At 69.4% G+C, this 22,772-nt stretch carries 17 protein-coding genes; 6 read left to right on the top strand and 11 right to left on the bottom strand.

Annotation, left to right across the window (positions count from 1 at the left end):
• The first annotated feature begins 19 nt into the window (after positions 1–19).
• Positions 20–1,675 carry an acyl-CoA synthetase gene (locus ASF49_RS09485; protein WP_056471278.1) on the top strand — a complete coding sequence of 552 codons (1,656 nt, stop codon included), beginning with the start codon at positions 20–22 and terminating at the stop codon, positions 1,673–1,675.
• Positions 1,676–1,702: 27 nt separating this feature from the next.
• Here the strand turns inward: ASF49_RS09485 and ASF49_RS09490 are convergent, their stop codons facing one another.
• From ASF49_RS09490 to ASF49_RS09500, 3 genes are all read right to left on the bottom strand, one after another.
• Entirely contained in the window at positions 1,703–4,678 is a 2,976-nt protein-coding gene (locus tag ASF49_RS09490; RefSeq protein WP_056471280.1) for an Eco57I restriction-modification methylase domain-containing protein, read from the bottom strand.
• A gap of 438 nt (positions 4,679–5,116) precedes the next feature.
• Complete coding sequence (gene typA / locus ASF49_RS09495; protein ID WP_056471283.1) at positions 5,117–6,937, bottom strand: translational GTPase TypA; 1,821 nt, start codon at positions 6,935–6,937, stop codon at positions 5,117–5,119.
• Between the two features lie 157 nt (positions 6,938–7,094).
• Positions 7,095–8,411 (bottom strand): MFS transporter, encoded by a 1,317-nt coding sequence (locus ASF49_RS09500; RefSeq protein ID WP_200930034.1) that lies wholly within the window; start codon positions 8,409–8,411, stop codon positions 7,095–7,097.
• 161 nt (positions 8,412–8,572) lie between these two features.
• Between ASF49_RS09500 and ASF49_RS09505 the strand changes: the two genes are divergently transcribed.
• The 3 genes from ASF49_RS09505 (at position 8,573) to ASF49_RS09515 (ending at position 12,716) form a co-directional block, all read left to right on the top strand.
• A complete protein-coding gene (locus ASF49_RS09505; RefSeq protein WP_056471294.1) occupies positions 8,573–9,472 on the top strand; it encodes a LysR family transcriptional regulator in 900 nt (299 codons plus the stop codon).
• Positions 9,473–9,692: 220 nt separating this feature from the next.
• On the top strand, positions 9,693–11,108 hold the full coding sequence (aspA, locus tag ASF49_RS09510; protein ID WP_056471296.1) for an aspartate ammonia-lyase: 1,416 nt from the start codon (positions 9,693–9,695) through the stop codon (positions 11,106–11,108).
• Between the two features lie 279 nt (positions 11,109–11,387).
• On the top strand, positions 11,388–12,716 hold the full coding sequence (locus ASF49_RS09515) for a dicarboxylate/amino acid:cation symporter (protein WP_056471299.1): 1,329 nt from the start codon (positions 11,388–11,390) through the stop codon (positions 12,714–12,716).
• Between the two features lie 4 nt (positions 12,717–12,720).
• Here the strand turns inward: ASF49_RS09515 and ASF49_RS09520 are convergent, their stop codons facing one another.
• The 5 genes from ASF49_RS09520 to ASF49_RS09540 all read right to left on the bottom strand — a co-directional run bounded on the left by ASF49_RS09520 (position 12,721) and on the right by ASF49_RS09540 (position 17,831).
• A complete protein-coding gene (locus ASF49_RS09520; RefSeq protein WP_243214541.1) occupies positions 12,721–14,220 on the bottom strand; it encodes a hypothetical protein in 1,500 nt (499 codons plus the stop codon).
• A gap of 93 nt (positions 14,221–14,313) precedes the next feature.
• The gene (locus tag ASF49_RS09525; protein WP_056471302.1) at positions 14,314–15,606 is read right to left on the bottom strand and encodes an ArgE/DapE family deacylase; all 1,293 of its coding nucleotides are present in this window, start codon (positions 15,604–15,606) and stop codon (positions 14,314–14,316) included.
• Between the two features lie 52 nt (positions 15,607–15,658).
• A complete protein-coding gene (locus ASF49_RS09530) occupies positions 15,659–15,997 on the bottom strand; it encodes a DUF3325 domain-containing protein (RefSeq protein ID WP_056471306.1) in 339 nt (112 codons plus the stop codon).
• On the bottom strand, positions 15,994–17,532 hold the full coding sequence (locus ASF49_RS09535) for a PepSY-associated TM helix domain-containing protein (protein ID WP_082511074.1): 1,539 nt from the start codon (positions 17,530–17,532) through the stop codon (positions 15,994–15,996). The genes ASF49_RS09530 and ASF49_RS09535 overlap by 4 nt, the downstream gene beginning before the upstream one ends.
• Complete coding sequence (locus ASF49_RS09540; protein WP_056472610.1) at positions 17,529–17,831, bottom strand: hypothetical protein; 303 nt, start codon at positions 17,829–17,831, stop codon at positions 17,529–17,531. Before ASF49_RS09540 ends, ASF49_RS09535 begins: the two co-directional genes overlap by 4 nt.
• Before the next feature lie 485 nt (positions 17,832–18,316).
• Here ASF49_RS09540 and minC point away from each other — a divergent pair, with 485 nt between their 5' ends.
• On the top strand, positions 18,317–18,982 hold the full coding sequence (gene minC, locus ASF49_RS09545) for a septum site-determining protein MinC (RefSeq protein WP_056471313.1): 666 nt from the start codon (positions 18,317–18,319) through the stop codon (positions 18,980–18,982).
• A gap of 3 nt (positions 18,983–18,985) precedes the next feature.
• Here the strand turns inward: minC and ASF49_RS09550 are convergent, their stop codons facing one another.
• Positions 18,986–19,780: an enoyl-CoA hydratase/isomerase family protein gene (locus ASF49_RS09550; protein WP_056471316.1), complete on the bottom strand. Its 795-nt coding sequence runs from the start codon at positions 19,778–19,780 to the stop codon at positions 18,986–18,988.
• Between the two features lie 95 nt (positions 19,781–19,875).
• A complete protein-coding gene (gene ppk2, locus ASF49_RS09555; RefSeq protein WP_056471324.1) occupies positions 19,876–20,793 on the bottom strand; it encodes a polyphosphate kinase 2 in 918 nt (305 codons plus the stop codon).
• Positions 20,794–20,987: 194 nt separating this feature from the next.
• Here ppk2 and ASF49_RS09560 point away from each other — a divergent pair, with 194 nt between their 5' ends.
• Complete coding sequence (locus ASF49_RS09560; RefSeq protein ID WP_055945825.1) at positions 20,988–21,116, top strand: hypothetical protein; 129 nt, start codon at positions 20,988–20,990, stop codon at positions 21,114–21,116.
• A gap of 19 nt (positions 21,117–21,135) precedes the next feature.
• Here ASF49_RS09560 and ASF49_RS09565 read toward each other — a convergent pair whose 3' ends face one another.
• Positions 21,136–22,761, bottom strand: a complete 1,626-nt coding sequence (locus ASF49_RS09565) for an ABC-F family ATP-binding cassette domain-containing protein (RefSeq protein ID WP_056471327.1) — start codon at positions 22,759–22,761, stop codon at positions 21,136–21,138.
• Between the last annotated feature and the right edge of the window lie 11 nt (positions 22,762–22,772).

Raw genomic sequence — 22,772 nt, forward strand, 5'->3', positions numbered from 1 at the left:
CTCTCAGGGAGACACGCCGATGACCACTTCAACGACGGCCGACACGGCCGCGCCATCGATCTATGACCGGGATCTCGACCGAAATCCGGCGAACTACCAGCCGCTGACGCCCCTGAGCTACCTCGACCGGGCGGCGCGGGTGTTTCCCGACCACGGCGCCGTCATCCACGGCCCCCTGCGGCGCAGCTACGCCGAGCTCTACGCGCGCTGCCGCCGCCTTGCCGCGGCGCTCGCGGCGCGGGGCATCGGGCGCGGCGACACCGTCGCGGTCATCCTCGCCAACACGCCCGAGATGATCGAGGTCCATTACGGAGTGCCGATGACCGGCGCCGTTCTCAACACCCTGAACACCCGCCTCGACGCCGCCGGCCTCGCCTTCTGCCTCGACCACGGCGAGGCCAGGGTGCTGATCACCGACCGTGAGTTCTCCAAGGTCGTCGGTCCGGCCCTCGCCCAGGCGCGGGTGAAGCCCCTGGTGATCGACGTCGACGACCCCGAATTCGACGGTCCCGGCGAGTCGCTGGGCAGTCTCGCCTACGAGGCCCTGCTGACGGAGGGCGACCCGGCCTGGGACTGGGCGATGCCCGGCGACGAGTGGGACGCGATCTCCCTGAATTACACCTCGGGCACCACCGGCGATCCGAAGGGGGTGGTGTACCACCATCGGGGTGCCGCCCTGCTCTGCCTGGGCAACGTCATCACAGGCGCCCTGGGCCAGCACCCGGTCTATCTCTGGACCCTGCCGATGTTCCACTGCAACGGCTGGTGCTTCCCCTGGACCCTGTCGGTGGTGGCCGGCACGCATGTGTGCCTGCGCCAAGTCCGCGCCGGCGCACTCTACCAGGCGCTCGCCGAGCACGGTGTCACGCATCTCTGCGGCGCGCCGATCGTGATGCAGCTGCTGCTGAACGCCTCCGAGGCCGAGCGCCGTCCCCTGCCCCGGCGGGTCGCCTTCCTGACGGCGGCGGCGCCCCCGCCCCAGGCGGTCCTCGGTGCCATGGGCGCGGCCGGCTTCGACGTCACCCACCTCTACGGCCTCACCGAGACCTATGGCCCAGCGGTGGTGAATGCCTGGCACCGGGACTGGGATGCCCTCGCCGACGAGGAACGGGCCGCCAAGATGGCGCGCCAGGGCGTACGCTACCCAGTTCTCGAGGGCTTCGACATCCGCGACCCGGAAACCTGCGAATCCGTGCCGGCCGACGGGGAGACGATGGGCGAGGCGATGTTCCGCGGCAACGTGGTGATGCGCGGCTACCTCAAGAACCCGAAGGCGACGCAGGCCGCCTTCGCGGGCGGCTGGTTCCGCTCCGGCGATCTCGGGATCAAGAACCCCGACGGCTACATCCAGCTGAAAGATCGCTCGAAGGACATCATCATCTCGGGTGGCGAGAATATCTCCTCCATCGAGGTCGAGGATGCCCTGTTCCGCCATCCCGCCGTCTCCGCCGCCGCGGTCGTCGCCCGTCCCGACGAAAAATGGGGCGAGACGCCGATGGCCTTCGTCGAACTCAAAGCCGGCGCCACGGTGGAAGCCGACGCCCTGATCGCCTGGTGCCGCGAGCGGCTCGCCGGCTACAAGCTCCCGCGCCACATCGTGTTCGGCGAACTGCCGAAGACCTCGACCGGCAAGGTGCAGAAGTACCTGCTGCGGGAGCGGGCGAAGGAAGAGTGAGCGATCGACGGTCCCGTTCGTCGCTGCTCACGGTGGGGCCGCGAACCTGCGATGGACCAGAGCGGCCTCATCGGCCGTCAGGTTGTAGAGGGTCTCGATCGTCCGATCGAGACCGGAACGAACCTCCCGGAAGCGCGGGATCGCCTCGGCCCGGACCTTGAGACTCGGATGGGCGGTGAGGTGCGCGCCGAGCTGCAGCAGGTGCCCGACCTGCGCGACGATCGCGGCGTGGGTCCGCGCCTCGCCGGCATCCCCCAGGTCGAGCAGCCTGATAGGCAGGGCGGCGAGTTCGTTCGTCCCGACGTTGTTGTTGGAGCTGGTGAGCTGAAATCGCCATTGCAGCAGCCGGCTGTTCAGGCAGGCGAGGATGTATTCCGGCGACAGGTCACAGGTCGGAGCGACGACGACCGCGTTGGTCGAATCGGCGAAGTACCAGCCCGGCTCCGAGAGGGTCGCGACGATTCGATGTCGCTCGTCGACGCCGGTGATCCTCTGGGTCGCGATGCGCCGGACGCCGACGGCATCCGGCGTGATGTGGGTTCGCTCGTACCGCACACGGTCAAACCATTCGACCCGGCCCTGGCTCAAGGTGCGATGGATCGCGTAAGCCGAGACCTCGACGCCCTTCAGGAGCCGGCTGTGTCGGGGATCGTCCGTGATGTAGGCGCGGTAGACCGTCTGGTTGATCTCGCCCCGGGCGATCCGAATGCCCTCGATCCCGTCGAGGCGCGCGACCGAGTTCGATTGATGCAGCTTCTTGGCCAGCTCCCATGAGGCCTGATCGGTGATCGGGATCGGCAGGCCCAGGGGATCGATGGCCGCCAGTTCGCTCCGTCGCATCGTGACGTCACGGGAGGGATCATCGAAGGACGCCCGGGGATAGACCTGGAGGCCGATGCGCGGATTGTGCTTGCGCCGGGACGGTGAGCGCTTGCGGCCTCCCACGACCACCGTCGACAGCTTGGCATCGTAGAAGACGCGATGCTGGCGGATGTCCTTCTGCGGAAAGGCCTGCGCGCTCAGCTCGTCGACCTGATCCAGGAGCGAGAGGCGCGTCTTCTTGCAGCTGAAGTCGGCCAGGATTGCCATGGGTACGATCATGCCCAGGGAACCGTTGTGCCTGACGAGTTCCAGGCTCTGGATCAGGAAGAACCGGAACAGGTTCAGCTTGCCGCCCTTCGCAGCGTCCAGGCGGTCCGTCCGGGCGAGGTAGGCGCGGAAGACGTCGTGCGGCCAGGAGGCCGCGCCGCGCTCCTTCTCGATGACGTCGTAGGGCGGATTGCCGATGACCGCGTCGAACCAGCCGCGGGCACGGACCTCCGGAAACGACAGCTCCCACGAGAACGGTTTCGCCTCGGTGATCCGCAGGTCGGCCGGCAGAAGTGCGTAGGCATCCTGTCCGACGAGGCTGTTTCCGACATGGATGTTGCCGGACAGGTCCGGAAGAAACGTCTCGTTCGGGAACAGCACCCTCTGCCGCCCCAGGGTGGATTGGGTCTCGCCCTCGAGGATCTTGAGATAGATCGACATCTCCGAGACTTCGACCGCTTGGCGATCGATATCGACACCGAAGATACAATCCTTGGCGATGCGCTTCTTGAGCTCGCTGGTCAGCTTCAGGTCGCCATGCGAGTCGATATAAATGGATTTCCCGTCCCGCTTGTCCACGTTGAGATGGTAATAGTGGATATGCGCCTGGAAGAGCTTTTCCAACGCACGGATCAGGAAGGTCCCGGAGCCGCAGGCCGGATCGAGGATCCGGATCCGGCGCATCTGTTCCGGGGTCTTGCCCTCGAGGAGCGGCGCCAGGGCGCCGTCGACGATGTGGGCGACGATGTGTTCGGGCGTGTAGAAGACGCCGCCCTGCTTCCGAATTTCGGGCTTCGGGGTCACGTTCCCCTGTGCGTCGATGATCGAGCCGAGGAAGCGCTCGTAGACGGAACCCAGGATCTCGATCGGCAGGGTGCTGAAGAGGTAGGGCGACTCGTCCCCGGCCAGATGATCGATGAAATCCGCGAGCCACCGGTCATCGACCACGCAGGACTCGACGAAGTGGGACGGCGTTCCGGCCCGGCCGTAAAGCCCACCGTTGAAGGCCGCCCGCATGTTCGCCTGGTTGCCGACGATCAGGATCCACAACTCACCCTTCCGGCGTCCGTGCCGCTCCCAGAGCGCCAGCGCCTGCCGGAGCGTCTGGAAGGTATCGATGTCGCGATCCTCGCAGACCCGCTGGAAGATGAGGCGATCGAGGATCACCTGGACGGCTTCGTTGATCGAGTCCACGTCCCAGTGCAGGGCGGCATTGTGCCGGATCAGGGACTTGGCCAGCCGGGCGCGCTCGCCTTCGAGATACTGCAGGAAATCGGTATCGACGGCCCGGTTGCGGTCCGGCTTGATCAGCCAGAGTTGTCGGTCGGTCCGGGAGGTGACCTTGGGCAGGTTCTGGATGAAGGCTTCCAGGGATCCGGCCGCGACGGCTTGCCGTGACAGCAGATCCCAGATCTTGGGCGCCGCATCCAGGTAATCCTGGTAGCAGAGGCGCCAGCCCGGCACGACGCTGAACGGCTTCTCCCGGCTCGGTTTCCCCCCGACGACGAACAGGTTCAGCTCGTCGAAATTCGTCGTCAGGCCGATCCAGAGACGCAGATTGTAGACGTAGTTCTGCAGCTGGAACCGGTGGTTCTCGAGCTTCTCGGGAAACTTCTTCGCTTCGCAGACGAACCGATCGAACCCGCCGATCCGAAACACGTAATCGGCTTTGCCGTTGATGATCCCATCATAGGCCCTGTACTCGACCCGCACGTCTCGCATGAAGGGCGGATCGTCCTTCGTATTCCTGACGTCCCAGCCCAAGGCCTCGAAGAACGGATCCAGGTACTCGTTTCGCAGCGAGTATTCGTCCATGCCCTTGCGATACTCCGGACGATATTTCGCGAAGCGCTGGCACAACCGGTCCAGCACTTGGAGAAATTGATCGAACTCGCGGCCTCGCTGCAGGTCCATCCAACACACTCCAACGCATCCGCATCCGTCTCGAACGAGCGTTCCGGGGTCAGCCGATCGCCGGACCGGCACCAGGGCGAGGAAGGACAGGCTTCGCTGCCCGCCGGGCTTTCCCACTCGGCGGTGCAGGGCGCTGCCGCGCAGACCGCATCGACCTGCGTCCGAAGGGACCGGGTGGAATCCAAGGGACCGGTACTCCGCCGGGGCGGGATCCGATCCGACGCACAGGCGAACCGGCGAAGCCTGCGAGGTCGGGGCGATCGTTGGCGGAAACGCTACGCATGAGCCAACCTAACGTTGGATACGAATTTATTCTAGGTATTATTTTCCAATCGTCCTGGGCGCTGTCGAACGCACCGGAATCTGGAAGACAGAACGAAAAAAGGCCGGGCTTTCGCCCGGCCTCGCGTCGTCTGTGCGTGGGGTGGCTGCGCGCGCTTACGCGACGCCGCCCGAGCGTTCGAAGCGCTTGCGCTCGTTCGGGTCGAGATACGTCTTGCGCAGGCGGATCGACTTCGGCGTGACCTCCATCAGCTCGTCGTCCTGAATCCAGGCGAGGGAGCGCTCCAGGGTCATGCGGATCGGCGGGGTGAGGCGCACGGCCTCGTCCTTCGAGGTGGTGCGGATGTTGGTGAGCTTCTTGCCCTTGAGCACGTTCACTTCGAGGTCGTTCTCGCGGTTGTGCTCGCCGATGATCATGCCCTGGTACACCTTGGCGCCGGGCTCGATCATCATCGGGCCGCGGTCCTCGAGGTTCCACATGGCGTAGGCCACGGCCTCGCCCTTGTCGTTCGAGATCAGCACGCCGTTGCGGCGGCCGGGCATCTCGCCCTTGTAGGGCTCGTAGGCCTTGAACAGGCGGTTCATGATCGCGGTGCCGCGGGTGTCGGTCATGAGCTCGCCCTGATAGCCGATCAGGCCACGGGTGGGCGCATGGAAGACGAGGCGCAGGCGGGAGCCGCCCGACGGCTTCATCTCGATCATCTCGGCCTTGCGCTCGGACATCTTCTGCACGACGACGCCCGAATACTCCTCGTCCACGTCGACCACGACCTCCTCGACCGGCTCGAGAACGTTGTCGTCCTCGTCCTTGGAAAGCACCACGCGGGGACGCGAGACCGCGATCTCGAAGCCCTCGCGGCGCATGGTCTCGATCAGGATGGCGAGCTGGAGTTCGCCGCGGCCCGAGACGAAGAACGAATCCTTGTCGGCCGCCTCCTCGATCTTGAGCGTGACGTTGCCCTCGGCCTCCTTGAACAGGCGGTCACGAATCATGCGGCTCGTGACCTTGTCGCCCTCGGTGCCGGCCAGCGGCGAATCGTTGACGATGAACGACATGGTGACGGTCGGCGGATCGATCGGCTGGGCCTGAATCGGGGTGTCCACCTGCGGGTCGCAGAAGGTGTCGGCCACGGTGCCCTTCACGAGGCCCGCGATCGAGACGATGTCGCCGGCCTCACCGACGTCGATGGGCGCGCGCTCCAGGCCGCGGAAGGCCAGGATCTTCGAGACGCGGCCGGTCTCCACGAGCTTGCCCGTGCGGTCCATGACCTTGATAGCCTGGTTCGGCTTGACGGTGCCGGAGGCGATGCGGCCGGTGATGATGCGGCCGAGGAACGGGTTGGCCTCCAGCAGGGTGCCGAGCATCCGGAACGGACCCTCCTCGACCTTGGCCTGGGGGACGTGCTCCAGCACGAGGTCGAACAGCGGCGCGAGGCCCTGGCTCTGGTCGCCATCGGGGGCGGTCGCCATCCAGCCGGCGCGGCCCGAGCCGTAGAGGATCGGGAAGTCGAGCTGCTCGTCGGTGGCGTCGAGGGCCGCGAAGAGGTCGAACACCTCGTTCACCACCTCGGTGATGCGGGCATCCGGACGGTCGACCTTGTTGATCGCCACGATCGGCTTCAGGCCGATCTTGAGGGCCTTGCCGACCACGAACTTGGTCTGGGGCATCGGGCCTTCGGCGGCATCGACGAGCACGATCACGCCGTCCACCATCGAGAGGATGCGCTCCACCTCGCCTCCGAAATCGGCGTGGCCGGGGGTGTCGACGACGTTGACGCGGGTGTCCTTCCAGACGACCGAGGTCGCCTTGGCCAGGATGGTGATGCCGCGCTCCTTCTCGAGGTCGTTCGAGTCCATGGCGCGTTCCTCGACGCGCTGGTTCTCGCGGAACGATCCGGACTGCGACAACAGCTTGTCGACGAGCGTCGTCTTGCCGTGGTCGACGTGGGCGATGATGGCGATGTTGCGAAGCTTCATAGGGTATCCGGAAGCGAGAAGAGCCCGTCACGCGACGGGCCGCAAGAATGCGGCCGGCAGCGCCGGGTCACGGGATCGAGCTATCGCGTCGCAATATAAGGTGTGGGGCTCCGGGGCAAGGGGCGACCGCCGAGAGACCGGGCATGCCCCACCCTCGTCAGGCGCGAGCGGCCTCGGGGCGCGGGGTGCGCGCCCGGTAGCGGCCCAGGGCCGTGACACAGACGAACGATATCGCCGCGAGCGTGGTGCCGAAGGCGGCGATAGGCCACCAATGGCCCTGGAAGCGCTCGGCCAGGACGGTGCCGATGATCGGGGTGAGCCCGCCCGCCACCGCGCCGCAGACCTGATAGGCCACCGAGATCGCGGTGTAGCGCACCCGCGTCGGGAAGGCGCCGGCCACGTAGCCGGCGATGACCGCGTAGAAGGTGGCGCTGCCCACCACGTTGAGGGCGAGCCCCAGCATCAGGGCGGGCACCGAGCCGAGGTCCACGAGGAGGAACAGCGGATAGGGCGCCAGCATCGCCCAGATCAGGGTGCCCTGAAGGAACAGCCGCTCGTTGCGGATGGCCTCCGCGAGGCGCGCGCCCACCGGCGTCATCACGAACTGGACGCAGGCCGCCACCAGCAGCGCGTCGAGGATCGTGGCGCGCGGCAGGCCCAGATACTGGGTCGTGTAGGTGATCATGAAGGTGTTGAAGAGATAGACCGAGCCGATGGCGAAGGTGTTGGCGCCGGTCGCGAGGGCGACGGGCGCCAAGCTGGTGGCGAGCACCTCGCGGATGGGCGCGGGCACCGGGCCGCGCGCCACCCGGTTCGCCTCGAAATCCGGTGATTCGCCGACGCCGAGGCGGATGAACAGGCCGACGAAGAGCAGGACGATGCTGACGAGGAAGGGTAGCCGCCAGCCCCAGGCGAGAAAGCTCCCCTTGTCCATCAGCCCCGCGAGGCGGAAGGCCAGCAGCGACAGGATCTGCCCCGCCGGGCTGCCGAGTTGCGCGAAGGAGGCGAAGAAGGTCGAGCGACCCTTCGGCGCGTGCTCGGCGGCCAGCAGCACCGCCCCGCCCCATTCGCCGCCCACCGCGATGCCCTGGAGGATGCGCAGGCAGACCAGCGCGATCGGGGCCCAGATCCCGATGCTGGCATAGGTCGGCAGCAGGCCGATGCCGGTGGTGGCCAGCCCCATCATCACCAGGGTGACGACGAGCGCCTTCTTGCGGCCGAGCCGGTCGCCGACATGGCCGAACACCAACCCACCGAGGGGACGGGCGAGGAAGCCCACCGCGAAGGTGCCGAAGGCGGCCAGCGTCGCCACGAAGGGCGTCGCCTCGGCAAAGAACAGCGGTCCGAACACCAGGGCGGCGGCGGTGCCGTAGATGAAGAAGTCGTACCACTCGATGGTGGTGCCGACGAAGGCGGCGACGGCGGCCCGCGCGGGCTGGCGCGGCGCAGGGTCTGTCATCGGGGTCGGGCGCATGCGCGATTCTCTCGGGGCATCAAGGCCGTGGCACCCAGCAAGGGACGGACCGATCGGCCGGACGGCGTCGGAGCGGCCTCCACCTTGCCGGTTCGCGCGCCTGGATGCGAGAGTTCGCGGCCGGTTTCCGGAGCGGCAGGGGGCGGCGCCGAAGGACGACGATGGAACTCAAGTGGATCGAGGACTTCATCAGCCTCGCCGAGACCCGCAGCTTCTCGCGCTCGGCCGAAGCGCGCTTCGTCACGCAATCGGCCTTCAGCCGGCGCATCCGCTCCCTGGAGGTCTGGCTCGGCACCGTGCTCCTCGACCGCAGCACCTACCCGATCACCCTCACGGCGGATGGCCGCCAGTTCCTTGAGACCGCCGAGGAGGTCCTCCGCCTCCTCACCCTCAGCCGCACCGACTTCCGCAACCGGAGCGAGCGCTCGAGCCTGCCGGTGGTGACGATCGCGGCGCTCCACTCCCTCTGCCTGTCCGTCCTGCCCCGCTGGCTGAACGGCATCCGCGAGGCGGTGGGGCCCATGGCGAGCCGGGTCCTGCCCGACAACTTCAACATCTGCGTCCAGGCCCTGGTGGAGGGCGGCTACGACCTGCTGCTGACCTATCACCATCCGGGCATCCCGATGCCCCTCGATCCGGAGCGATACCCGCATCGGGTCATCGGGCGCGACAGCCTCGTGGCGGTGGCCGCTCCGGACGGCCTCCCGCCCGACCGAGACGGCCGGCTGCCGCTGCTGCAGTATTCGCGCGGCTCCTTCCTCGGTCTCCTGGCCGCCATCGCCCAGTCCAGGGAAGGCGCGCCGGTCACCTACCCCATTCACACGAACGAGAATTCCATGGCCGAGGCCCTGCGCTCCATGGCGCTGGCCGGCCACGGCGTGGCCTGGCTCCCCGTCAGCCTGGTGGCGGGCGAGATCGCCGCCGGTGCCCTGGAAGTGGTCAGTTCCGAGATGCTGATGGAGATCCGGCTCTACCGCAGCGCCGAGCGCGCCCGGCCCTTCCTCGATGCGGTCTGGGCCGCCGCCGCCCTCGATGAGCCAAACTATGCATTGCAGGAATAAACTCGGTCGAAACTAGCATTGGCGTCCGCGAAGGCACGGGACTACTGCCCTCCTCGGCGGCGCACCGAGCCGCAGCCGCCCCGCCGCGAACCCCGGGCGCGACACATCCCGACCTTCCACGAAGACCCCAGGCGAAGCCGCCCGCGCGGCTGCGCCGACGCGTCCGCGTGGCCGTTTCCCGCCGAGCACGCCGATCGCAGCCGGACACCAGGAGAGAGCCGTGACCGACCATCCGACCCGCACCGAGCACGACCTTCTGGGCGACCGGGAGGTGCCGCAGGGGGCCTATTACGGCGTCCACACCCTCCGGGCGGTCGAGAACTTCGCGATCACCGGCCGGACCCTGGCCGACTGCCCGGACCTCATCAACGCGCTCGCGGCGATCAAGCAGGCCGCGGCGCTGGCCAACCGCGAGCTCGGCCTCCTCGACGCGGCCCGCACGGACGCCATCGTGGCGGCCTGCGAGGAGATCCGCGCCGGCGCCCTGCACGACCAGTTCGTGGTGGACCTGATCCAGGGCGGGGCCGGCACCTCCACCAACATGAATGCCAACGAGGTCATCGCCAACCGGGCGCTGGAGATCCTCGGCCACGGGCGCGGCGCCTACGAGCACCTGCACCCGAACGAGCACGTCAACATGGGCCAGAGCACCAACGACGTGTACCCGACCGCCCTGAAGATCGCCGCCACCGGCGCCATCCGCCGGCTGATCGAGGCGATGGCGGCCCTGCGCGGCAGCTTCGCCGCCAAGGCGACCGAGTTCGCCGACATCCTGAAGATGGGCCGCACCCAGCTGCAGGACGCGGTACCGATGACCCTGGGCCAGGAATTCGGCACCTACGCACTGATGCTGCGCGAGGACGAGGCCCGGCTGGGGGAAGCGGCGCTGCTGATCCGCGAGATCAACATGGGCGCCACCGCCATCGGCACCGGCATCACCGCACATCCCCTCTACGCCGCCCTCGTCTGCGCGCGCCTGTCCGAGATCACCGGCATCCCTCTCCAGACCGCCGAGGATCTCGTCGAGGCGACCCAGGATTGCGGCGCCTTCGTGCAACTCTCGGGCGTGCTCAAGCGGGTGGCCGTCAAGCTGTCGAAGACCTGCAACGACCTGCGGCTCCTCTCCAGCGGCCCGCGGGCCGGCTTCAACGAGATCAACCTGCCGGCGCGCCAGGCGGGCTCCTCGATCATGCCCGGCAAGGTCAACCCGGTGATCCCCGAGGTGGTCAACCAGGTCGCCTTCGAGGTCATCGGCAACGACGTGACCATCACCTTCGCGGCCGAGGCCGGCCAGCTCCAACTCAACGCCTTCGAACCGGTCATCGCCTACAGCCTGTTCAACAGCCTCACGCACCTGCGCGCGGCCTGCATCACCCTCGACGTCCACTGCATCCAGGGCATCACCGCCAACCGCGAGCGCCTGCGGGCCAGCGTCGAGCAATCGATCGGCATCGTCACCGCCCTCAACCCCTATATCGGCTATCGCAACGCCACCGCCGTGGCCCTGGAGGCCCATGCCACCGGGCGCGGGGTCTACGAGCTCGTCCTCGAGAGGGGCCTGATGGCCCAGGCGCAGCTCGACGCCGTGCTCCAGCCGGACCGCCTGACGCGACCGCAGGCCTTCGCAGCGGCCTGAGCCAGACGCCTTCGGTGATCGTGCGGACCTCCCCACCCCCCTCGCGCGGAGGGGCCGGGCGTGGCTCCTCCAGCTTTCGCACCGTCAGGGCCACCCGACCGCCCTCGCTTCCAACGGCGCCCCGCACGCCCGGTCGATCTCGGACAGGTCCGAGATCCACCGGGGAGGAGAGCCGCGTACCGTCAAGCTCGACACCTCGGGTCACGCCATGACCCGCGACGAGACCTCGAATCCAAGCGCCTCGATGACGCGCGCCAATCAAACCTCGGGAGGCACACCATGACCCACGGCGACACCAAGGCGGACGGCAAGAAACCCGGCCGCCTGACCCTCTACACGGGCCTCGGCCTCGTGCTCGGAATCCTCGTCGGGGCGATCCTGCACGGGATGGCGGCGGGGCCGGCGGAAGCCAAGGAGATCGCCGGCTACCTCACCCTCTGCACCGACATCTTCCTGCGCCTGATCAAGATGATCATCGCGCCCCTGGTCTTCGCCACGATCGTGTCGGGCATCGCGAGCTTCGGCGACACCCGCTCCGTCGGACGGGTCGCCGCCATGGCCATGGGCTGGTTCCTCACCGCCTCCGTGGTGTCGCTGACCCTCGGCTTCCTCGTGGCGAACCTGTTCCAGCCCGGCGCCGGGCTCGCCCTGCCGCTGCCGGATGCCGGCACGCAGACCGGGCTGAAGGCCGCCTCGCTCAATCTGCGCGACTTCCTCACCCACGTGTTCCCGACCAGCATCGTCTCCGCCATGGCGACCAACGAGGTGCTGCAGATCCTGGTGTTCTCGATCTTCTTCGGCTCCGGCCTCAGCGTGATCGACCGGCGCTACGCCGATCCGATGGTGCACATGATCGACGGCCTCGCCCGCGTGATGTTCGCCGTCACGGACGCGGTGATGCGGCTGGCACCCCTGGCGGTCTTCGCCGCGATCGCGGCGGTGATCACCGTCCAGGGCCTCGGCGTCCTCATCGACTACGGCAAGTTCATCGGCGCGTTCTACCTCGGCCTGGCGGTCCTCTGGGTGATCCTGATCGGCGCCGGCTGGCTCGTCCTCGGCAACCGGGTGGTGCGCCTCTTGGATCTCCTGCGTGCGCCGATGATCCTGGCGTTCTCCACCGCCTCGAGCGAGGCCGCCTTCCCCCGCACCGTCGAGGTGCTGGAGAAATTCGGCGTGCGCCCCCGCGTCACCGGCTTCGTGCTGCCGCTCGGCTACTCGCTCAACCTCGACGGCTCGATGATGTACCAGGCGATGGCGGCGCTCTTCATCGCCCAGGCCTTCGGCATCCATCTCGGCGTGGCCGAGCAGTTCACCATGCTCCTCGTCATGATGGTGACGAGCAAGGGTATCGCCGGTGTGCCGCGCGCCTCCCTCGTGGTGGTGGCCGCGACCGTGCCGATGTTCGGACTGCCGGCCGCCGGCATCCTGCTGATCATGGGTGTCGACCAGATCCTCGACATGGGCCGCACCGTCACCAACGTCCTCGGCAACGGCCTCGCCACGGCGGCCGTCGCCCAGTGGCAGGGCGAGATGGATGCCGAGAGGGAAACCGGAACGGACGCGCCGACGGCGGAGGCGGGGGCGATGCTGGCCCCGGCCCGGGCCTGAGGCGCTACTTCGGCGCCACCGGCCGGACGGACCAGGTCGCCCAGTAGACCGGGCGGCCGAACACGCTGGACGCGTTCGCGCCGCCCGGTCCCGGCGCCAGGCGGTCGAGCCAGGTCAGGAAGCCGGCCTTGGCGCGGTAGTTCGTCGGGGTCGCGAGATTGCCGAAGCGGTCGGTCATCCAGAAGTGCTGGCTGCGCCCGAATCGGCCCGACCCGTCGCCGCCCGAGCGCAGGCCCAGATAGGCGGTGGAGCGCATGATCGCCTGCGGCTCCGAGAACCAGGTCAGGGCCGCGAGGGAGCCGGGCGCGAGGTCGGCGGTGTATTGCACGCAGATGTCGGCGACGGGTCCGTCCATGGTGTTGGCGGGGCGGTTGCAGCGATAGGCCGCGACCCACCGGTCCATGTCCCGTGCCTTGGCCACCCGCACCAGGCTCTGGGCCGGCAGCGGCTCCACGATGGTGCGGGCCGGCGACCAGACGCGGTCGGCGGCGAGGTCGCGGCTGGTGCGCAGGTAGAGGCCCATGCGCCGCGTCGCCACCGGCTCGTTGCAGTCGGAGGGCAGCACGTCGGTGTAGTGGTAGTGGTAGACCTGATCGACCACGCTGATCGCGCCGACCAGATCGGTGCGGTCGAAGCCCTGGCCGGCGCAGTTGCCAATGATCGCCGCCCCGGTCTCGTCGAGGACGGCGCTGGGGCTGGGCGCCTCGGGCGGCCGGGACCGGCCGCGGCGGGAGCGCCCCTCCGCACGGTCACCGCCGAACGGCGTCCAGACCGTCCCCGCCTCGGTGCGGCCGCGGATGTCGAAGCTGGTGAAGTCCAGCGTCTGGGCCTGGAGCAGCGCGTGCCGGTTGCCCGCCTCCGTGGGCACCGCCGCGAGGAAGAACACGTAGCTATAGGCGTCTCCGCCCCAGGCGCGTCCGGACACCGTCATCGGGTGACGGGCCGCGACACCCTCGCCGGCCGGTTCGTGCGGCGGCGACACCTCGGCCCGGCGACGGCCGCGACGGCCACGCTCTCGGCGGCCCTCCTGGCTGCGGGCGACCTCGCGGGCCATCTCCCACAGGCGTCCCTGGGTCGGCGGCATCGTGGTGGCCAGTTGCTCCGGCATCGCACCGGAGCGGACCGAACCGCCGTCGAGGGGATCGGTGGCTCGCCGCGGCGCACAAGACTCGGCGGCCTCGGCGCGCCGGGATTTTCCGGCCGCCGACGGGGTCTCGGCCTGGTACACCGCCTGGAGCGGACCGGTGCCGGGCGTCGTGCGGACGACCTGCACGCCGCTGGCGGATTCACAGGCCCGGGGCGCGAAGAACACCCCCTCGGCCTCGCTTCCGCGGCAAATCTCCAGGGTGCCGCCACCGGTGACGTAGCAGCTCGTGTCGGTGGTCTGCGCGCCCGCACCACCGGCGGCGAGTCCCGGGAGAAGCGGAAGAAACGCCGACAGGAGCAGCGGCTTGCGCAGGACGCCGGGCGGCGCGGCGAGGGAGCGGATACGCGAATGTGTCACGGGGGAGAGGGTTAGCGTAGCCCCGCGGTTCAGCAAGGCTTCGCCGTGGCCATCCACATCGCCATTCCTCACAATGTCGCGGCTGCCCCCGGGTCAGCCGGCGTCCCGGCTCTCCGTCCCGCACCATTCGGCGATGAACAGCGCCATCGCGGTGGTGGTCCGCTGCACGGAAGCGAGGCTGACCCGCTCGTCGAAGCCGTGGATGTTCTGGCTGATCGGTCCGTAGCACAGCGCCGGCACCCGGTCGTAGAGGGCGTAGACCCGGGTATCGAGGTAGCTCGGCGACATGAAGCTCTGCAGCTCCGTCCCCGTCGCGGTCCGGTGCGCACGGCCGAGCACCGCCTCGGCCTCCGACCCCTCCGCCAGAACGTAGCCTTCGGAAAAGAAGCCGTTGAAGGCGATACGGGGCGGCGTGTTCGACAGGAAGGCGTCGTCCCGGGCGAAATCGGTGATCGCCTGCTCGACCGCGCGGGCGGCCTCCCGGGCCGAGAGGCCCGGATAGAGGGCGATGCGGCAGTCGATCCGGCACCAGGCCGGTACCGACGAGGCCCAGTCGCCGCCTTCGATCCGGCCGACATTGAGGTTGATGGCGTCGGGCTGGTCGGCGAAGTGGGGATGGGCCGCCTTCTCGGCGTTCCAGCGCGCCTCGAGGGCCCGGAGGGCGCCGATCACCCGGTAGCTGGCGTCGATCGCGTTGGCGCCGGCGCCCATCTCGCGGACATGGACCGGGCGGCCGCGGACCTCGACGGTGAACCAGAGCACGCCGACATTGGCGCGCACGAGCTTCTCGTCCTCGGGCTCGGGGATCAGCACGGCGTCGGCGCGGTAGCCGCGCAGGTGGGTCATCAGGGCGCCGTTGCCGGTGGATTCCTCCTCGACCACGGATTGCAGGGTGACGGTGGCGGCCGGCTGCAGGCCGATCCTGGCCAATGCGTCGAGGGCGAACAGGTTGGCGGCGTGGCCAGCCTTCATGTCGGCGGCGCCGCGTCCGTACATCCAGTCGCCGTCGATGACGGGTTCGAAGGGCGGGTGGGTCCAGAGGTCGGCGGGGCCGGGCGGCACGACGTCGACATGAGCCTGGAGGATCAGCGAGCGCCCCGTCTCGATCCGGGGCCGGTGGATGCCGACGACGAGGGGCGCCTGCGAATGCGTCTCGGACATCGCCGCCGCGCCCGGATGGGCGGCAAGGGCGGCCCCGTCCATGATGAAGCGGTCAAGGGCGTAGCCGCGGGCGCGGAAGGCTCGGAAGACGAAGTCCTGGATCGCGTGCTCGGCACCGCGCGTCGAGCCGAACCGCACCAGGGCCTGGGTGTAGGCGACCTGCTCGGGAAATCCCGCCGCGACGGCCTCGGCGATGCGGGCGGCAAGGGCGGGATCGAGGGGCATCGGCTCTCCTGCGCGGGCAGCGTCTGCGCCGAGGATAGCGACGCCGGGGCGTTCAGGCGAGCAGCGCCGCCGCGAGGGCCAGCGGCAGGGCCAGGAGGGCCGCCGGGCGGATCCAGGCCGGGCGGTAGGAGACCAGTGCGACCACGAGGAGCGCCGCGCCGGTGAGCGAGCCGATCCACTGCACCGGGCCGAAGTTCCAGTCCGCGGTCACGACAGCCGCCGCGAAGGAGGCCGCGATGGCGGCCCAGCCGGCGAGGCGCAGCGCCCGGGCGCGGGCCCGGCTCTGGCCACGCCCCACGATCGTCCGGTGGTGGCGGTCCATGGCGAGGCAGAGGGCGGCGAGCCCGGCGAAGCTCAGGGCGAGGTTGAGGGCGATGGAGAGCGGCGTCATGCTTCGACGAGACCTTCGGTCACCCGGGCCGGGCCGGGGCGCGCGGCCTTCGCGGCTTGCCGGCGGGCCTCATAGTGGGAAACCTTGCGCGCCCCGAGGGCGAGGGCGAGGCCCAGCCCCAGCATGGCGGCGTCGAAGGCCAGGAAGTCGAGGCCGCGATCCGTCGTCAGGGCGCCCACCACCGGGACGATCCCGAAGAGGAGGCCCGCGGCGAGGCCCATCTCGGTCCAGGCCCGGCGGTGCGGGCGAACCAGGGGCACGAGAGCGGCGAGCGCCCAGGCGCCGAAGAACACGGCGCCCTCCCAGGTCGCCCGGTGGGCGAGGTCGACGGGCAGCAAGCGGTTGCCGAGGAAGAACGCCGCCATGCCGATGGGCAGCCCGAGGACCGTGCCGATGTTGAGGCCGCGCACCAGGCGCAGGCCGAAGCCCGGCGCCTCGCCCGCCTTGGGCGCCCGGGCGACGGTCCAGAGCACGAGGCCCGTGGCGATGGTGGCCGCGCCGAGCAGGCCGCAGAGGAAGAACAGCGCCCGCAGGGCGGAGCTGGCGAAATGCGCCTCGTGGAGGCCCATGAAGCTGGTGAAGACGCGGGCGGCCGGCTTCAGCGTGCCCACCCGCTCGACGACCGCGCCGGAGACCGCGTCGAAGGCGACCTGCGGGTGCTGGTGCGCCAGCCCGTGGGGCTCCTCGAAGACGGCGACCACCGTCGCGTTGGCGTCGCCCGGATTGTTCACGATGACCATCTCGAGGGGCTCGGCCACCTCGCGCTGGGCCCGGGCCAGGAGCGGCGCCAGCGGCAGCGCCTCGGCGGGCCGGCCCGCGCCCGCGCGCCAGGTCGTGGTCTGGGCCGCCTCGACGTAGAAGCGCAGCTCGTCGCCCTTGTAGGCCGCCGACACGCCCCAGGGCATGTACATCACGCCGAGGGTGACGATCCCCGTATAGGTGATCATCAGGTGGAACGGCAGGGCGAGCACGCCGGTGACGTTGTGCGCGTCGAGCCAGCCGCGCTGGGCCGACTTGTCCCGCCGGAAGGTGAAGAAGTCGGCGAAGATGCGCCGGTGCGTGACGATGCCGGAGATCAGAGCGACGAAGAGGATCAGCGCGGCGGCACCGACGATCCAGCGGCCGAGCGTCGGCATCATCTGGAGCTCGTAGTGGAAGCGGTAGAAGAAGTCGCCGCCCTGGGTGTCCCGCGCCCGGGTGGGCGCGCCCGACTCGACGTCGAGCAGGGCCTGGCCGAGGGGCGCCTCGAGGCTGTCCATCCAGTAGACGCCGATCACCGGCCGGTCCGGCTGCGGCACCGAGACGTACCAGGCCATCGCTCTCGGTGCATGGGCCTTCAGGTAGGCGACGCCCCGCTCGGCGGCCGGGACGGAATCGGTGGAGCCGGCGCGGAGCTCCGGGCGCATCCAGAGCGAGATGTCGGTGCGGTAATAGGTGGCGGTGCCGGTGAGGAAGACGGCGAACATCACCCACCCGGTGACGAGCCCGGCCCAGGTGTGAAGCCAGGCCATGGACTGGCGAAAACCCTGCCTCATGCGGGCGGCCCCATCGAAGCGCCATCGAAGGCGAGCCAAAGGCCGAGGCCCAGCAGCGCGATCGGAAGCCCGAGGCCCAAGGCGGCAAGCAGCAGGGTGCGGGCGGCGAAGACCCAGATCACGGCGCCGGCCAGGATGGCGAAGCTGATCAGGGTCGCGGTGGCCACCGCCTCCGAGCGCACCATCGGGAGGGTCAGGGACAGGAAGGCGGTCGCGAGCGCCGCCAGCGCATAACCCCCGAAAGCCGCCAGCCCGACGCGCGCGGCCACCTCCGAGCGGTAGCGCCAGCCTCGTCGCAGGCGGACCCTGTCGGGAAGACTGGAAACATCCGTCACGGGCAACACCTTCGAGACGAGCGCGGGCGAGACGAGGGCGGAGACGAGCCCCACAATGGCAGGCAGAATCGGCAGTTCCTACCGGGACAACCTGCCGGACCGGCCCCCGATCTCACGGGGATCGCCCCGCTATAGCGATCCTGGTCTTGGGCTCGCAAACGCTATGTTATGGAATCATTCCAATTCGGCCGCGGCACGCGGCGGATTGCCTGCGACTTCGTCGAGCCCCGGACACCCTTTGGATGTCCCTATGCTGGATGTCCCTATGCCGGCGGTCCGGCGGAAATCGTGTTGACGGGCCGCAGGTCGCGCCCTGTGCACCCGGAACGCGGGTTAGGATAAGGTGACGGCCAGCGCCCGCTTCCCGCGAACACCGCCCGAGAACAAGACACCCGATCGTGACCTCCAGCTCCCCACGTCCCCCGATCCGCTTCCGCGGCCGCTCGTTCATGGCTCTGGTGCTCGCCCCGGTGCTGCCCGTTTCGGACTGGCTCGACGACCTCGACGCGCTGGCGCGGCGCTCGCCGGCCTTCTTCGTCGGGCGGCCCGTCATCCTCGACGTGGCCGGGCTCGGGCTCGAGCGGGAGGCCTTCGTCGCCCTGGTGGCCGATCTCGCCGCCCGGGACGTCGCCGTGATGGGCATCGAGGGCGCGGATCCGGGGCAGCTCGGACCTGGTCTGCCGCCGCCTCCGGCGGGGGGGCGTCCGGTCGACGCGGTCCCGGCGCCGGAGGCGACACCGGACGCCGGGCCGGATGCGCCCGTAGTGCCGTCCGCGCCGGCCCCTTTCCGCTCTCTGATCCTCGATGCACCGGTGCGCTCCGGCCAGACCATCCTGCATCTCGAGGGCGACATCACCGTGATGGGCTCGGTGGCCTCCGGCGCCGAGGTGATCGCGGGCGGCTCGCTCCACGTCTACGGCGCCCTGCGCGGCCGGGCGATCGCGGGGGCGGCGGGCAACCCGGAGGCGCGCATCACCTGCCGTCGCTTCGAGCCCGAGCTCATCGCCATCGATGGCCTCTACCGCACAGCCGACGACCTCGGCCCGGTCCAGCGCGGGCTGCCCGCCCAGGTCCGGCTCGAGGGCGACGCGATCAAGGTGGCGGCGTTGGACTAGGCGCTAGCGCCCCGTCCAGTTCGGCGGGCGCTTGGCGAGGAACGCCTCCATGCCCTCCCGGAAATCCGCGCTGGTGTAGCAGAGGCGGATGAGGTCATCGCCGGGACGCTCCTCGCCCGTCTCGTCCTCGATCTGGAGGCGGCGCAGGCCCTCCTTGGTCGCCCTGAGCGTCAGCGGCGCGTGGCCGGCCACCAGGGTTGCGAGCTCCGTGGCGCGGAGGGCCAGGGCCTCCGCGTCGGCCACCACCTCGCCGACGAGACCGATGGCCAGGGCCTCCTCGGCCCCGACGAGGCGGGCGGTGAAGATCATGTCCTTGACCCGCGCCGGGCCGATCAGGGCCGAGAGGCGGCGCAGGTTGCCGAGCGAGAGACAGTTGCCCAGGGTCCGGGCGATCGGAAATCCGAGCTTGGCATCACCGGTCGCGATCCGCAGGTCGCAGGTGGCGGCGATGGCCGCGCCCCCGCCGGTGCAAGCGCCCGCGATGGCCGCGATCGTCGGGACGGACAGGCGCTCCAGAGCGCCCATCACCCGGTCCATGAAGCGCTCGTAGTCGATCGCGTCCTGTGCGCTCGCAAAGCTCCGGAACTGGGCGATGTCGGTGCCGGCCGCGAAGGCCCTGTCGCCCGCCCCCGTGACGATCACGGCTTTGACGCCCCCGTCCGCTTCGATGCGCGCGCAGGCATCGATCAAGCCCTGATACATGCCGAAGGTGAGCGCATTGCGCGCCTGCGGCCGGTTGAGGGTGAGGCGGGCGATGCCGCCCTCGACCGTGAAGAGGAGCTCGTCGGTCTGGGTCATGCCAGGTTCCTGGGTGCGAGGCACGGAAGCGTATCCCTCCCTCTCGCCCATCGGGGCCGGCCGGAGCAAGCGGCCGGCCTACGCCCTCCCCGGTCTCAGAACACCGAGGGGACGAACATCTCGGGCGGCACCGGGTGGCGGGTGTAGGCGTCGTGGCGCTCGCGGTCCGGCAGGTGCACGGGCGGATGCTCGACGTCGCCGTAGGGGATCTGCGTCAGGAGATGGCTGATGCAGTTCAGGCGGGCGCGCTTCTTGTCCACGGCCTCGACCACCCACCACGGGGCCTCCGGGATATGGGTCCGGGCGAGCATGTCCTCCTTGGCCTTGGTGTAGTCCTCCCAGCGGCGGCGGGACTGCACGTCCATCGGCGAGAGCTTCCACTGCTTCAGGGGGTCGTGGATGCGCATGTGGAAGCGGAATTCCTGCTCCTCGTCGGTGATCGAGAACCAGTACTTCAGCACGATGATCCCGGAGCGGGTCAGCATGCGCTCGAACTCGGGCACCGAGCGGAAGAACTCCTCGACCTCGTCGGGCGAGCAGAAGCCCATCACGCGCTCGACGCCGGCGCGGTTGTACCAGGAGCGGTCGAACAGCACGATCTCACCGCCGGCCGGCAGGTGGGTGACGTAGCGCTGGAAATACCATTGCGTGCGCTCGCGCTCGCTCGGCGCCGGCAGCGCCGCGACGCGGCAGACGCGCGGGTTGAGCCGCTGGGTGATGCGCTTGATCACGCCGCCCTTGCCGGCGGAGTCGCGCCCCTCGAAGATCACTACGACGCGCAGCTTGTGCGCCTGGACCCAGTCCTGGAGGCGCACCAGATCGTGCTGCAGGCGGAACAGCTCGCGGAAATAGACCTTGCGGTCGAGGCCGGGCGGACGGGCGGGCTGACCGAGCTCGTCGGCCAGACGCTCCAGGCGCTCGTCCTCCATCTCGAGTTCGAGTTCCTCGTCGAAGTCGTCGGCGACTTCCCGACGGATCGCCTCGACCTCCGCCGCTCGCTGCGCGCTGTCCATGTGGAAGCCCCGTCCCTGCCGAAATACCGCCCGGCTTAGATCACGGATTCATGACAGGCTTGATACGGCACCGCACACGAGGCGTCGGTCGAGGGAACGGGGACCGACCCCTGCGGGTTAAAGGGCAAGCTGCGCCATTTCGCGGGCCGCGAGCCCGGCTCGCCCGGCGCCCCACACAGCCAGAGGGTCCACCCATGAGCCTGATCGGACGCATCGTCACCAAGCTCCTCGGCAACGAGGACCGTCCCGTGGTCCGCGACGACCGCAACTACGATTCCGGCACGCCGCTCGGCCGCCTCGTGACTAAGATCCTGCGTAAGTGAGGTTTGGAGGCCGGGCGGCTCAGGCGGCCCGGCGCTTCTGTTTCTTCTCGCGTCCCTGTCCGGGCGCCCGCTGGCCGGCACGGGTCCGGTCGAGCACGAATTTCGCGTAGTCGTCCATGTCTCCGGCGAAGGGCTTGACCGTGTTGTCGGCCGCCAGCCAGAGGCGATCCGCCACCAGCTCCATCAGCGAGCGGTCGTGGGTGATGAGGATGACCGCCCCGCCGTAATCGTTGAGCGCGTCGAGGAGCGCCCGCCGGCTGTCGATGTCGAGGTGGTTGGTCGGTTCGTCGAGGATCAGCAGGTGCGGCGCCTGCATCGCCACGAGGTTGAGGAGCAGCCGCGCCCGCTCGCCGCCCGACAGCGCGTCCACCGTCGTCTCCTGCTTGTCGAAGGCCAGCCCGAAGCTCGCGAGCTTGGCGCGCCGGGCCGATTCGCTGTCGTCGGGCCGCTCGCGCCGGATGATCGCCAGCGGCGTGTCCTTGGGATCGAGGGCCTCGATCTGGTGCTGGTGGAACCAGCCGACCTGCACCCGGCCTTCCCGCACCATCCGGCCGTCGCGCACCTGAAGCGCGCCCGCTGCCATCTTGGCGAAGGTCGACTTGCCCGCACCGTTGACGCCCAGCAGGCCGATGCGGTCGTCGACGTCGAGAGTCAGGTTGAGGTCGCGCAGTACCGGCGCGTCGTCGCCATACGCGATGGTGGCGTCGGTGAGATGCATCAGGGGCGGGGCGAGCGGGCGCTTCGGCGAAGGCAGATGGAACGGGGCCACGTGCTCCTCGATGGTCGTGGCGATCGGCTCCAGCTTGGCGAGGCGCTTGACGCGGGACTGGGCCTGTGCGGCCTTCGAGGCCTTGGCCTTGAACCGGTCGATGAAGCTCTGGAGATGCGCCCGCTCGGCCTCCTGCTTCTGCTTGGTCGAGGCTTGCAGACGGGCCTTCTCGGCCCGGCGCTTCTCGAAATCGTCGTAGCCGCCCGTGTAGAGTTCGAGCTTGCCCCCGGCCACGTGCAGGATTGCGTCCACCGAGTTGTTCAGCAATTCGCGGTCGTGGCTGATGATCAGGGCCGAATGGGGATAGCGCTTGAGCCGCGCCTCCAGCCAGAGAGCGCCCTCCAGGTCGAGGTAGTTGGTCGGCTCGTCGAGGAGCAGCATGTCCGGCTCGGCGAAGAGCGCGGCGGCGAGCGCCACGCGCATGCGCCAGCCGCCGGAGAACTCCGCCATCGGCCGGGCCAGGTCCTCGACGGAGAAACCGAGACCGGCCAGGATCTCGCCGGCCCGGGCCGGCGCCCGGTCGGCGTCGATCTCGATGAGGCGGCCGTAGATCTCGCCCATGCGCTCGGGTGCGGCGGTCTCGAGTTCGGCGTTCAGGGCCTCGCGCTCCACGTCGGCGGCCAGGATCGTGTCGATCAGGCTGACGGGAGTCGCGGGATGCTCCTGGTCGACGGAGGCGACGCGGGCGGTCTTCGGCAGCAGGATGGCGCCGCCGTCCGGCTGCAACTCACCGAGGATGATCTTGAACAGGGTCGACTTGCCGACGCCGTTGCGGCCGACGAGCCCGACCTTCGAGCCCGGCGGAACCGCGACGCTGGCGCGATCGAAGAAGCGCCGGCCCCAGGCGCTGAACGTCAGGTCTTCGATCTGGATCATGCTGGGGCTCG

This window comes from Methylobacterium sp. Leaf104 (assembly GCF_001422885.1).
Classification (GTDB): Bacteria; Pseudomonadota; Alphaproteobacteria; order Rhizobiales; family Beijerinckiaceae; genus Methylobacterium.